The organism is Nonomuraea sp. NPDC049655, assembly GCF_044465465.1.
GTDB lineage: Bacteria > Actinomycetota > Actinomycetes > Streptosporangiales > Streptosporangiaceae > Nonomuraea.
The window spans coordinates 1022174-1034896 of sequence record NZ_JBITLS010000001.1; the positions used below are offsets into that span (position 1 = coordinate 1022174).

At 71.3% G+C, this 12723-nt stretch carries 11 protein-coding genes; 6 read left to right on the forward strand and 5 right to left on the reverse strand.

The window, feature by feature from the left end; translation table 11 throughout:
- Positions 1-2: 2 nt before the first annotated feature.
- Positions 3-1244 carry a low temperature requirement protein A gene (locus ACIBQ6_RS04705; RefSeq protein WP_397210267.1) on the forward strand — a complete coding sequence of 414 codons (1242 nt, stop codon included), beginning with the start codon at positions 3-5 and terminating at the stop codon, positions 1242-1244.
- Here ACIBQ6_RS04705 and ACIBQ6_RS04710 read toward each other — a convergent pair.
- Positions 1218-2009, reverse strand: coding sequence for an ion transporter (locus ACIBQ6_RS04710; protein WP_358292872.1), 792 nt, complete (start codon positions 2007-2009; stop codon positions 1218-1220). The two genes, ACIBQ6_RS04705 and ACIBQ6_RS04710, sit on opposite strands and share 27 nt — an antisense overlap.
- A 118-nt stretch (positions 2010-2127) precedes the next feature.
- On the opposite strand from ACIBQ6_RS04710, the gene ACIBQ6_RS04715 reads away from it, so the two are divergent.
- Positions 2128-2436: a DUF4190 domain-containing protein gene (locus ACIBQ6_RS04715; RefSeq protein WP_358292870.1), complete on the forward strand. Its 309-nt coding sequence runs from the start codon at positions 2128-2130 to the stop codon at positions 2434-2436.
- Here the strand turns inward: ACIBQ6_RS04715 and ACIBQ6_RS04720 are convergent.
- Positions 2365-3069: a TetR/AcrR family transcriptional regulator gene (locus ACIBQ6_RS04720; RefSeq protein ID WP_397210270.1), complete on the reverse strand. Its 705-nt coding sequence runs from the start codon at positions 3067-3069 to the stop codon at positions 2365-2367. The genes ACIBQ6_RS04715 and ACIBQ6_RS04720 overlap by 72 nt on opposite strands.
- A gap of 66 nt (positions 3070-3135) precedes the next feature.
- On the opposite strand from ACIBQ6_RS04720, the gene ACIBQ6_RS04725 reads away from it, so the two are divergent.
- Positions 3136-3873: an ATP-binding cassette domain-containing protein gene (locus ACIBQ6_RS04725; protein WP_358292864.1), complete on the forward strand. Its 738-nt coding sequence runs from the start codon at positions 3136-3138 to the stop codon at positions 3871-3873.
- Positions 3873-4598, forward strand: coding sequence for an ABC transporter permease (locus ACIBQ6_RS04730; RefSeq protein ID WP_358292861.1), 726 nt, complete (start codon positions 3873-3875; stop codon positions 4596-4598). Before ACIBQ6_RS04725 ends, ACIBQ6_RS04730 begins: the two co-directional genes overlap by 1 nt.
- Positions 4599-4656: 58 nt before the next feature.
- Here the strand turns inward: ACIBQ6_RS04730 and ACIBQ6_RS04735 are convergent, their stop codons facing one another.
- Positions 4657-6015: a S8 family serine peptidase gene (locus tag ACIBQ6_RS04735; protein ID WP_397210272.1), complete on the reverse strand. Its 1359-nt coding sequence runs from the start codon at positions 6013-6015 to the stop codon at positions 4657-4659.
- A gap of 395 nt (positions 6016-6410) precedes the next feature.
- Between ACIBQ6_RS04735 and ACIBQ6_RS04740 the strand changes: the two genes are divergently transcribed.
- Both ACIBQ6_RS04740 and ACIBQ6_RS04745 read left to right on the forward strand, forming a co-directional pair.
- Complete coding sequence (locus tag ACIBQ6_RS04740; protein ID WP_397210275.1) at positions 6411-8237, forward strand: spermidine synthase; 1827 nt, start codon at positions 6411-6413, stop codon at positions 8235-8237.
- A 204-nt stretch (positions 8238-8441) separates the two neighbouring features.
- On the forward strand, positions 8442-9779 hold the full coding sequence (locus ACIBQ6_RS04745) for a hypothetical protein (RefSeq protein ID WP_397210276.1): 1338 nt from the start codon (positions 8442-8444) through the stop codon (positions 9777-9779).
- A gap of 65 nt (positions 9780-9844) precedes the next feature.
- Here ACIBQ6_RS04745 and ACIBQ6_RS04750 read toward each other — a convergent pair whose 3' ends face one another.
- Positions 9845-11398 carry an LCP family protein gene (locus ACIBQ6_RS04750; RefSeq protein ID WP_397210277.1) on the reverse strand — a complete coding sequence of 518 codons (1554 nt, stop codon included), beginning with the start codon at positions 11396-11398 and terminating at the stop codon, positions 9845-9847.
- Between the two features lie 134 nt (positions 11399-11532).
- On the reverse strand, positions 11533-12612 hold the full coding sequence (locus tag ACIBQ6_RS04755; RefSeq protein WP_397210279.1) for a neutral zinc metallopeptidase: 1080 nt from the start codon (positions 12610-12612) through the stop codon (positions 11533-11535).
- Positions 12613-12723 lie beyond the last annotated feature (111 nt).

Here is a 12723-nt window from a genome sequence, read left to right on the forward strand (position 1 = left end):
CCGTGACTGAAGCGGGAGAGCGCCACGCGAGCTGGCTTGAGCTGTTCTTCGACCTGGTCGTCGTCGTGGCGGTCGCCCAGCTCGCCCATCGGCTCCAGCATCCGACCTGGACGAACGTCGTCCTGTTCGTGGTGCTCTACTACGCGGTGTGGAGCGTCTGGACGTCCTTGACGCTCTACTCCAACGTCCGGGCCGGCAAGACGCGGGTGCCCAGCATGCTGGTCGGCATGTTCGGCATCGCGGTGATGGCCGCCGCCGCGCCCGACGTGGCCCACGAGATCGACAAGGCGGCCGGCACGCACGACGGGTGGTTCATCGCGGCGTACATCGTCTGCCGGATCAGCGCCTCCCGATCGATCCAGCACGCCGGCACGGTCATGACGGCCTGGCCGGCGGCCCAGCTCGGCGCCGGGCTGTTCCCCTGGGTCGCCTCCATCTGGGCGGACGGCTCGACGCGCTACGGCCTGTGGGCCCTCGGCATCCTGCTCGACGTGGTCTTCTCCGTCGTCAACAGCCGCCGGCCCGAGCGTTTCCTGGCCGAGATGCGCGGTCAGGCGCACCGGCTGGCCGAGCGCGAGGAACGCCGGGTCAGGGCCGGCCGCCCGGCCCGCCCGCTGCCCAGGCCCGCCGCCGCCGTGCTCGACCCGGCCCACCTGGGGGAGCGGCTCGGCCTGTTCGTGATCATCGTGCTGGGCGAGGCGGTCATGCAGGTCGTCGTCTCGGCCTCGGGCCACTCGTGGGGGCCGGAGCTCGCCGTCGCCGCCGCGGCCGGCTTCGGGCTGATCGTCGCCCTGTGGTGGCTGACCTTCCAGTACGGCCTGACCACCGTGCCGGGGGCCGCCGAGCGCGGCCTGCCGCCGTACGTCGCGCTGCCCGCGCACTTCGCCATGACCGCCGGGGTGACGGCCACGGCGGCCGGGCTCGGCGTCGTCGCCGCCCAGCCGGCGCAGTCCCTGCACCACGGCGCCGGCTGGGTGCTGGGCGGCGGGCTGGCGCTGTACTTCGCCGCCTCGGCCGTGCTCGGCGTGGCCCTGCGCGCCGGATGGCGCTGGATCTGGGGGTGGGCGGTGCCCACCGCCCTCGCGCCGCTGGGGGTCGCCGCGCTGTCGGGGCTCGTCCCCGGGTACGTCTCGGTCACGCTGCTGCTGGCCGTGGCCCTGTGGCGGCTGGTCTACCGGCCCGGCCGGACCGGCTCCGAGCATGCTGACCGGGTGCGCTCAGCCGGCGACGTCCTGCCGGCGTAGCTCGGCGACCTCGCGGCGCAGGGCGGTCAGCTCCTCCAGGATGCGCTGGGTGTGCAGGGTGTTGTCCTGCTCCAGCGCGGCGCGCTCCTCGGCCGACTCCTCGTCCATGGCGCTGACCACGACCGCCATGAACAGGTTCAGCACGACGAACGTGCAGACCAGGATGAAGATGGTGAAGAAGATCCAGGCCGTGGGGTGGGCGCCCATCACCTCGCGGGCGATGTTGCCCCAGTCGTCCCCGGTCATCGTCTGGTAGAGGGTGAACAGCGAGGTCGGCAGGCTGCCGAAGCGCTCGGGGGAGTCGCCGCCGTACAGCTTGGTGGCCATGACGGCGGCGACGTACAGGACCAGGGAGAGCAGCAGCACGATCGAGCTCATCCCGGGCAGGGCGCGCAGCAGCGCCGAGACCACCCGGCGCAGGCTCGGCACCACCGACAGCAGCCGCAGGGCCCGCAGGATGCGCAGCGAGCGCAGCACCGACAGCCCGCCGGTCGCCGGGACCAGGGCGATGCCCACGATCAGGGTGTCGAACAGGTTCCACGGGTCGCGCACGAACGCCGAACGCTCGACGTAGACCTTGGCCAGCAGCTCGGCCACGAAGATGTAGAGGGCGGCGTGGTCGATCACGACCAGCAGGTGGCCGAACTCCCCGACGACGGCGGGAACGGTCTCCAGGCCGAGGGTGGCCGCGTTGACCAGGATGACGCCGACGACGAAGCGCTGGAAACGCCGGTCGGCGAGGAAGGCGCGGACGCGTTCACGCACGGGGGCAAGCTCCTAAAGATCGGTCATGTGCCGTTCCATGATGCAGCAACATGATCAAGGAGGTGCCTGTGGTATAAATCGCACCTGACAGTCACAGGGGCAAGGGGGCGCAAGGGGCATGTCGTATCCGAACTACGGTCCGTCCTATTACGGGCCGCCGCCCCAGAGCCACCCCAACGGCACCACGATCCTCGTGCTCGGCATCCTCAGCCTGGTGGTCTGCGGCATCCTCGGCCCGTTCGCCTGGTCGATGGGCAACAAGGCGCTCAAGGAGATCGACGCCAGCGGCTACGCCTACGACAACCGCGGCGCGGTGCAGGCCGGCCGCATCTGCGGCATGATCGCCACGATCCTGCTAATCCTCGGGGCCGTGTTCATGGTCCTCGGGCTCGGGGCCGGCATCCTGTCGGCCGTCTTCTCCAACTGAGGGCCGCACGCAGTAGTCGCCGATGCCCGACTCCAGCAGGTCGAAGGCCGCCGTGGCCTGGGCCCGCAGGTCGGGCGCGATCGTCTCCCAGCTCTCGCCGGCCAGCATCCGGGTCACCGCGTGAGTGCCGAGGATCCTGGTCGTGCCGAGGATCTGGGTGGCCACCATCTGCGGGGTCAGGTCGTCGGGGTCGGCGTCGAGCTCGTCGGCCAGGGCCCGGGCCAGCGCCCGCTCCCGCGCGACGTGCAGCTCGCGCAGCTTGGCCACCAGTGACGGGCTGCCGTTGACGATGCGGGCGAACACGTCGCCGCCCTCGTTGAGGCCGTAGCGCCAGTGGCGTGAGTCGAGGGCCTCCAGGAAGTCGCGCCGGAAGGCCCGCGCCACGCTCTCGCCGGGCCGCCGCCCGCGCACCACCTGCTGCGGCAGGTCGGTCACCAGCTCCTGCCGGTCGGCGAACAGGTCTTCCTTGGTCGGGAAGTAGTTGAACACCGTGTTGACGGACACGTCCGCGGTGCGGGCGATCTCGGCCACCGTCACGGGGTCGAACCCGCGCGTCATGAACAGGCCCATCGCCACGTCCGCGATGCGCTGCCTGGTCTCCCGCTTCTTGCGCTCCCGCAGCCCCTCTTCCATGCCGCCATGATACCGAACTTGCAGTGACTCCAAAATTATGGCTACCCTAATTTTGGAGGCGATCACATGTTGAGAACCACAGGTCTGACCAAGACCTTCGAAGGCGGCGTGGAGGCCGTCAAAGGCGTCGACATCTCGGTGGCGGCCGGCGAGATCGTCGGCTTCCTCGGGCCCAACGGCGCCGGCAAGACCACGACCATGCGCATGCTGACGACCCTGCTCCGCCCCACCTCGGGCACCGCCACCGTGGCGGGCCGCGACCTGCTGGGCGACCCGCGCGAGGTGCGCCGCCGCATCGGCTACGTCTCGCAGGGCGGCGGCGTCAACGTCATGGCCCCGCTCGCCGAGCAACTGGAGCTCCAGGGCATGCTGTACGGCCTGACCAGGGCCGAGGCCAGGACCCGGTACCGCGAGGTGCTGGCCCGGCTCGGCCTGTCCGGTCTGGAGGGGCGAGTGGGCGCCGCGCTGTCGGGCGGGCAGCGACGTCGCTTCGACATCGCCTTCGCCCTGCTGCACGACCCCCGTCTGCTCTTCCTGGACGAGCCGACCACCGGCCTGGACCCCCAGAGCCGCGCCAACCTGTGGGAGCACGTCCGCTCCCTGCGCGAGGAGCACGGCGTGACGATCTTCCTGACCACCCACTACCTGGACGAGGCCGACGCGCTCTGCGACCGGCTGCTGATCATCGACGACGGCCGGATCGCCGCCGCGGGCACCCCGGCCGAGCTCAAGGCGGGACGCACCCTCGACGAGGCGTTCCTCGACATCACCGGCCGGTCGCTGCGCGAGGAGGCGGGGGTCTGATGCTGCGCGACACCTGGGTGCTGTTCCGCCACTCCCTGCGCGCCACCCTGCGCCAGAAGCTCGGCATCGTCTTCGGCGCCGTCCAGCCGCTGCTGTTCCTGGTGCTGTTCGGGCCGATCTTCGCCACCTTCGGCACCTGGGAGGTGCTGGTGCCGGGGCTGATCGTCCAGCTCGGCCTGATGAGCATGGGGCTGGCCGGGTTCGGGGTGGTCTTCGACAAGCGCTTCGGCGTGCTGGAACGGCTGCGCGTCACCCCGGCCAGCCGCCTGGCCCTGCTGCTCGGACGGGTGCTCGACAACGTCGTGACGATGGCCGTCCAGACGACGATGGTGCTGGCCGCCGGGTTCGCCTTCGGGATGCGGGTGCCGGTGGCCGGGCTCGCGGCCGGGTTCGTGCTGGTCGTGGTGCTGGGGGCGAGCCTGGCCGCCCTGTCGTACGCCGTCGCGCTGACCATCGGCGAGCAGCTGTTCGCGCCGGTGATGTCGACGGCGGTCATCCCGCTGGTGCTGCTGTCGGGCGCGTTCCTGCCGATGTCGATGGCGCCCGGCTGGCTGGACGCGCTGTCGCGCCTCAGCCCCTTCAGGTACGTCCTGGAGGCGCTGCGCGACCTGTTCGCCGGGCACTACGCCACCGGCACGGTCGGGCTCGGCGTGGCCGTCACGGCGGGGCTCGCCGTGGTCGGCCTGACCGTCGGGGCCCGCGTGTTCAACCGGGAGACCGCGTGAGCGGGCCGCTCCGGGACGGCCCGCCCGCCCGTGCCCAGGGGAGTGGGCAGGTCCGTGCTCAGGCCGCGGCCTTGGCCCGCCGGTGCAGCGCGGCCAGGATGCCCGCCGGATCGACCGTCCCGTAGCCGTAGTCGTAGTCGAAGCCCACCTCGCTGCGGTCCTCGGCGGTGCGCCGCAGCAGCGCCCGCAGCTGCGCCGGCGACAGCTTGGCGGCCGGCCACCGGGTGCGCACCGCGGCCACCAGCCCGGCGGCCACCGGCGTCGCCGCCGAGGTGCCCGTGTCCGGCTCGCCGTCGCCGAACGCCCGCGACCCCGAGAAGTGCGTGTACGCGCACACGTCGGGCTTGCGCGCGGTCAGCCGCCCCGGCCCCTGCGAGGAGTAGCCCACCCGCTCGCCGTTGACGTCGACCCCGCCGATCGACAACGCCTTGGGATGGGAGTTGGCGCCCCCGATGGGCCGGTTGGGGAAGGCGCACCGGCCGTCGGGGCACTGCCTGCCGCAGTTGCCCGCCGCGAACAGCACGTCCGCGCCCGCCCGGTCGAGACTGGCCACGACCAGGTTGAACGGGTGGGCGGCGTTGTCGGAGTAGTTGCCCGGATGCCCGACGGGGAAGTCCCACTCGGGGGAGAACGACCCCCACGAGTTGCTCACCACCAGCGACCTGGACGCCGCGGGCTGGGCCTCCAGCACCGTGCGCAGATGGGTGAAGGCGGCCACCGCGTCCGACAGCAGGCCGTCGAGCGCCGAGCCGCCCGGCCGGGCCGATCGCAGCAGCGGCACGTCGATCAGGGACGCCTGCGGCGCGGCGATGAGCGCGTCGAAGGCGCACATCGTGCCGTGGTCGACCTCGAACTGGCCGGCCCGGCCGGTGACGCCGGAGGGGTTCCAGCTCCGCTCGGCGTCCAGCGTGACGCCGCGGCCGAGCTGGCGGGCCACGTGCGCGGCGTTGACGCCGGTGTCCAGGACGGCCAGCGCCACCCCGGCGCCGTCGAGCCCCTCGGCGTGCAGCCCGGCCACGTTGAGCAGGCGTTCGACGTCGTGCCAGTCGCCCACCGGCGGATCGCCGCCGCAGGTCAGGCTGGACTCGATCACCGGGTCGGCGAACACCCCGACGACGTCGGGGCGCAGCGTGGGCAGCAGCGTGACCCGCGAGGTCAGCTCGTCGTCGGAGATCGTGCCGCGGACCAGCACGGAGGCGTCCTCGGGGGCCAGCGAGAAGTCGAGGGGCTGGTGGAGGGAGAGGGGATCGCCGCCGGCCGCGGGGACCGGCCTCGGCACGGCGACCGGTGTGAAGGCCGTGTCGAGTTCGACGCCGGGCAGGCCGTCGGCGACGTCGGCCGTGGTGGCGGTCTGGCCGGGATCGGCGACGGCCGCGACCAGATCGGGGGAGGGACGGAGCTGGATCAGGACCCGCATGAGTCACCACCGAACGTAATGGAGGCAAACGAACGACCCAACATTCCTGCATCCGTCAAGGCGCGTCCACCCCCTTACGGTGGTTGTGACCTGCGAAAACACCGCATAAGTGGCGAAGTGGACCATAATTGTTTCCGGGGCGTCAGGCTTCCTTGTCCTCGGTCTGTTCACTACGGTGATGCATCATGACGCTCCAGGCGCAGACGCCGGTTTCCGACGGGGAAAGACAACACTGGCTGCCGGTCCGGCCGAGGCTCGTCCTCGCCAGTGCCTTCATGCTCTTCCTCGAACTGGCGCTCATCAGATGGACAGGCTCGAACATCGTTCATCTGAGCTATTTCACCAATTTTGTCCTGCTCGGTTCTTTTCTGGGAATCGGGCTCGGATTTCTGCGCGTGGGGCGTTCGCGCCGCCAGCCGTATTACTCGCCGGTCGTCCTGCTCGTCCTGGTGGCCCTCGTGCTGGCCTTCCCGGTGACGGTCGACCGCGACACCGAGGGCGTCCTGTACTGGACGAGCCTGGGCACCGTCGGGCCGCCCGCCTGGCTGATCCTGCCGGTGATCTTCATCGCCGCGGCGGCGGTGCTCATGGGGCCCGCCGAACTGGTCGGGCGCTGCTTCCCCGAGCTGCCGCGCCTGGAGGCCTACCGCTACGACCTGATCGGCAGCCTCAGCGGCATCGCCGCGTTCACGGCGCTGTCGTTCCTGTCGGCGCCGCCGGTGTTCTGGGGGGTGGTCGCGGCCCTGTGCTACGGCCTGCTCCTGGTGCCCCGGCCCCGCTCGCTCTACCTCGGCCTGGTGGTCCTGCCCTCACTCCTGGTCGCCGGCCTGCTGCTGTCGGAGACGCTGACGGCCGGGGCTCTGTGGTCGCCGTACTACAAGGTGACCTACAAGGCGATGCAGATGCTCGGCGTGCCGGTCACCGACATCTCCGTCAACGGCATCCCGCACCAGCAGGCCGTGCCCGCCTACGCCCGTCTGCAGTGGGAACGCCAGTACGGGCTGCCCTACGAGCGCACCACCAGGCCGCCCGAGGACGTGCTGATCGTCGGCGCGGGCAGCGGCACCGACGTGGCCATCGCGCTGTCCAAGGGCGCCCAGCACGTCGACGCCGTCGAGATCGACCCCAAGCTGCGCGAGCTGGGCGGCAGCCTGCACCCCGACAAGCCCTACGCCGACCCGCGCGTCACCACCCACATCACCGACGGCCGCGCCTTCCTGGAGCGCAGCGGCGACCGCTACGACCTGATCCTGTTCGCCCTGCCCGACTCGCTCACCCTCGTGTCCGGGGCCAGCTCGCTGCGCCTGGAGAGCTACCTGTTCACCGAGGAGGCCATGCGGGCCGCCCGCGACCACCTGCGGCCGGGCGGCACGTTCTCGATGTACAACTACTACCGCGAGAGCTGGCTGGTCGACCGGCTGGCCTCGACCATGCAGACCGCCTTCGGCCACAAGCCGTGCGTCGACGTGGTCAGCACCGCCGGCCAGCAGGCCGTCATCACCGCCGGCCTGACCGCCGCCGACCAGCGCTGCGCGAGCCAGTGGCCCGGCGCCGCCGCGGGCACCCCGGCCCCCGCCGACGACGACCGCCCCTTCCTCTACCTGAAGGACCGGACGATCCCGCCGATCTACATCATCACCCTCGGCCTGATCCTCATCGTCAGCCTGCTGGCCGTCCGCGTGGTGGCGGGCCCCTACGGGCGCATGAAGCCCTACGCCGACCTGTTCCTGCTCGGGGTGGCGTTCATGCTGCTGGAGACCAAGAGCGTGACGGGCTTCGCGCTGCTGTTCGGCACCACCTGGGTGGTCAACGCGATCGTCTTCGCCGGGGTGCTGGTCGCCGTGCTCGCCGCCGTCGAGGTGACCCGCCGCTTCCGCACCCCGCCGCTGCCCGTCATGTACGCCGTGCTGCTGGCCGGCCTGCTGCTGGCCTGGCTGGTGCCCAACGCGTGGCTGTTGTCGCTGCCGGTGCCGCTGCGCGCCGTGGCGGCCGTGACGGTGGCGTTCCTGCCGATCTTCGCCGCGAACGTGGTCTTCGCCAAACGTTTCTCCGACACCGCCGACGCGACCACGTCCTTCGGCGCGAACCTGCTCGGCGCGATGGTCGGCGGCTGCCTGGAATACCTGGCGCTGGTGATCGGCTACAAGGGCCTGCTCATCGTGGCCGCCCTGCTCTACCTGGGCGCCCTGGCGCTGATGCCGCGAAAGACCGCGCTCGTGTGACAAAGGGAAATGGTTCGCGGCGGTCCTGTGTAATGCCTTGACCGGCGGTCAGGGTGAATTGTCGGCGGCGCGGGTTGATTTGTCGCCGTGGGCGAGGTGAGCTGGAGACGTCATCGAATCCGGAAAAAGATCGAACGATATTCAGAAAGGCGGGCACGCGAATCGGGGGTCACATCCGGTAACCCACGAGAAAAGGTGACAGTCATGGCGACAGCAGGGGCGGCCAGGATCGACGTCGAGCGCATTCAGGCACAGGAGTCCGGGCCCGCGCCCGCCGGACGCGCGCAACAGGTCGCCGGAGCGCTCCCCACGGGGATGTTCTTCGCGCACGACCCCGGCGGCTCCGGGGAGCACCGCGCGCCCGACGCGCGGTGGGAGCTCACCTCCGACTGGCCCTACCAGGGCCGGCTCGCCACGGGGACGGCCGCCGTCCATCTCGCCGCGGGCCACGACGCGCTCGTCCGTCCCATGATCTTCGCCGACGGGTTCGGCCACGGGCCCAGCGACCTGGCCGGGCTGTGGGGACGGCTCGACGCGCCGTACCCGCCGCACGGCGACCGGCTGCTCAGCCGGCTGCTCGCCCAGGGCATCGACGTCGTGCTGCTCGGCTTCGCCGCCCGCCACACCCACATCCAGGCCAACGCCGGGGTCGCGGCGACGTGCGTGGGACGCGCGATCCGCGAGCGGCTCGGCACCACGCCGCTGATCGTCGGGGGCGTCGGCGCGGGCGGCCTGGTCACCCGGTACGCGCTGGCGGAGATGGAACGCCGCCGCGAGGACCACCAGACGATGACCTACCTGTCCTACGACTCCCCGCACAACGGCGCCTGGATCCCGCTCGTCCTGCAACAACTCGCCTACTTCGCCGAGGCCCTGGCGCCGGCCGCGCCCGGCCAGGCCGCGCTGATCAGGAGCCCCGCCGCGCAGCAGCTCCTGTGGGGCTGGGTCCAGGACGAGCGCTACTCCGGGCCGGTCGCCACGGCCAGCCCGCTGCGCCTGGCGTTCATCGAGGACCTGCGCGCCGCCGGCTGGTTCCCGCTCAGGCCGCGCAAGCTCGGCGTCTCCAACGGCGCCGCCGACGGCACCGGCCGCAACGTCCCGCCCGACGCCCTGGCCTTCGAGTGGACCGCCCTGGACGGGCTGGCCGGCGCCACCGTGCGCACCCAGCCGGACCGGGGCGCCCGCCAGCGGGTGGGCGGCATGCGGGCCGTCCCGCTGTGGGCCAGCACCAGCCGCACCAGCGACGTCGCGGCCTTCGACGGGGCGCCCGGCGGCACGCTGCCCTCCTACGGCATGGTCGCCGACGCGTTCGGCGCGCCGATCACCGGCCGGTTCCGGTCGGCCTGCTTCGTCCCCACCGTGAGCGCCGTCGCGCTCCAGTACGACCCCGTGGACTGGACCGTGGACCTCTACACCGACATCACCGCCCTGTCGCCGGAGCACAGCGAGCTGGACGACTACCAGTGCGACTCCGACAACTCCGAGCACGGCACGGTCACCGGCACGCTGGCCGACTGGATCCTCGGGCACCTGACGAAGTGACCCGAGGCCGCGGGCCTTCGCCGATCAGAGCTCCCGCCGGAGCCGGGCTCCGGCGGGCGTGGCGGTCACAGGCCGCACAGCTCCGTCAGGGACTTCGCGCCGCCCCGCTGGCTGTTGCGGGTCGGGGTCTCGGTCGGCGTGCCCCCCTGGGCCTGCGTGCGGGTCCGCGACGGCGTGGCCGTCGGGGAGCCGGGGGACGCGGTCACGTTGGCGGTCTGGGCCTGGCGGGCGGAGCGGTCGGAGTCGGCGATCGCCTTCTTCGCGGCCGCGCGGATCTTGACCCAGTCGGGCCTGCCCGAGTAGAAGTCCGGCGGCACGAACTGCAGGCTGGTGATCTTGGCGTCCTTGACCTTGAGCGCCAGGTCCGCCAGCGGCGCGACGAGCGGACGCGGGATGTTCGTCTGGGCCAGCCGCTTGGCCGCCCCGGCGATCTTGGTGAAGTTCGTCAGGATCACGCCGGGCGTGGCCTGCTGGGCGAAGGCGCCGATCACGCAGCGCTGGCGTCCCATGCGGGAGAAGTCGTCGCTGTTGACGCGGGAGCGGCCGTACCACAGGGCCTGCTCGCCCGACAGCTTGCGGTAGCCCGCCTTGATCGTGCCCGCGGTGCCGAAGTGGCCGCCCCACTTGACGTCCTCCTCCACCCGGATCTTCAGGCCGCCGATGGCGTCCACCAGGGCGGCGAAGCCGTACATGTTGATCAGGGCGTAGTAGTCGATCCTGAGGTTCAGGGTGTAGCCGATGGCGTCCATGAGGGCCCGGGGGCCGCGGTTCTTGCCGCCCATGAGCTGCGGGTTGTCGTTGGCGTACTGCCAGACCTCGTTGAGCAGGCCGCCGTTGGGCAGCTCGGCCATGTAGCCGTTGGGGAAGTGCTTGTGCAGCGGCGAGGACGGCGGGAAGCGCACGTGCTGCAGGTTGCGCGGCAGGCTGAACAGCACGGTGTTGCCGGTCCTGGTGTCCACGCTGGCCACCGTCATGCTGTCGGTGCGCACGCCCACGCGGTTGCCCGCGGCGTCCCCGCCGACCAGCAGGAAGTTCACCCGGGTCTTGCCGTCCCAGGGGTCCTCGGGGTTCTTGATCTGGACGGGGTTCTCCGGGTCCGGGTGCGAGGGGAAGATCGCGTTGACGGCGTTCCGCCCGGCCAGCACGTAGTTGGCCGTCAGCGCGAACGGCGACATGACGGCCACGCACAGCACGCCCACGACGATCCCGGTCACCACCTGGCCCTGCTGGTTCAGCCTGTTGGGGCCCAGCGCCACGTACGAGACGGCGATCACGGCGAACCAGGCCAGCGCGCACGCGGCCGCGATGACGATCACCGTGACCATGGCGCCGTCCTCGGCCAGGCCTGTCACGTTGCTCAGATCCCGGGTCAGGCCGAAGGCCAGGGCCGCGAGCAGCAGCACCGCGTACGCGCCGATCATGATCAGCCCGGTACGACGGCGCCCGGCCCGCAGATGCGCGGCGCCGGGCACGAGGGCGGACAGAGCCGTCCAGCCGATGACGGAGGCGGTCGTCAGGGGTTTGGCGAAGCGCGGCGTGGGGGAGGAGCCCTTGCGCGGGCGTGGAGTCCGCCGTTTGGCGCCTCCGGGCACGGCGTCCACCCGATCGCGCTTGCTCACACCGGCTCCTTCACACGCCTACCAGGCAAAAAATGACGTTCGCCCCATGTCGGGCACAAGATTGCCAGGATTCTAGCCCCCATACCTGGACATCAGAGACAACTCTTCAACATGAGATGAACGCCACGTGTCGCTCAGGAGGTCGTCGAGGACGGCGCCAGCCACGTGTTGCACTGGTACGTCTTGTCCCGCTCCCACCCCTGCCGGAACCAGCGGTTGTTGTTGGCGGGCGTGCCGTGGTCGCGCGGATAGCCGGGGTAGTCGCCCACCTGCGCGTAGAACCAGAACAGCCGCGAGCGCAGCGAGGACGGGACCGGGTAGGACGAGGCGACCGAACGCATCCACATGCCGCCGAGACAGGTGGCCTGGAGCTCCAGTTTCCTGCTCAGCGCCAGCTTGCCGCTCTGGCTGGAGGAGTTGACGGTGCCCTGCCACCAGGAGTCCATCACGCCGGTGATGTTCTGGACGTGGTGGCCGTACTCGTGGGCCATCATGCTGATGATGCCGCCGTGCCAGGAGATGATCTGCCCGTAGCCGCGGGCGTTGCCGTTGCCCCTGGACATCGCCGAGGTGGAGGCGTAGATCGTGTTGTTGCGCGGGCAGTAGTACGGCACCATGCTCCCGGCCGACGGATAGTCGCCGCACGCGCCCCGTCCGCGCCCGGCCGCGACGGCGTAGTTCGGCGGGCTGAACGCGATGCCCTGCCGCTGCAGGATCGGCCCCCACGCCTTGTCCATGCACCGGCCGGTCTTCAGGATCAGCGCCTTGAGCTGGCTGTGGCTGAAGATGTTGGTGTTCCCCGCCCGGCAGTTCACCCGGGGCAGGCTGCCCGCCCGGTAGAGGGTGTTGTTCTTCAGGCTGGTGTTGAGCGTGACCTGCTTGGGCGGCGTCACCGTCTCCTGGGTCGGCTGCTCGGTCGGCTGCTCGGTGGGCTGCTGGGTCGGTTCCTGGGTCTGTTCCTGGGTGGGCTCCTGCGACGAGGTGTCGTGCGTCGGCTCGTGGCTGGGGAAGGGCTCGTCGGTGTGCGACGGCTCGTACGACGGGAGCGCGACCGGCGTGGTCGTGTCCGGGTGCGAGGACGACTTCAGCAGCGCCGCCCCGATGACGATCAGCACGAACAGCGCCGCCAGCGACCCGAACACCGCCCCGAGGACGCCGGCGACCCCCATGCCGGACTTCTTCCTCGGCTGCTGCGGCCACTGCCTCGTGGGCATGGGCGGCATGGGCGGCGGCGGCGGGGGCGGCGGCTGGTACTGCTGCCCGTACTGCGGCGGCGGATACTGCGGGCCGCGCGGCGGATGGCCCTGCGGCGGATAACCCTGCGG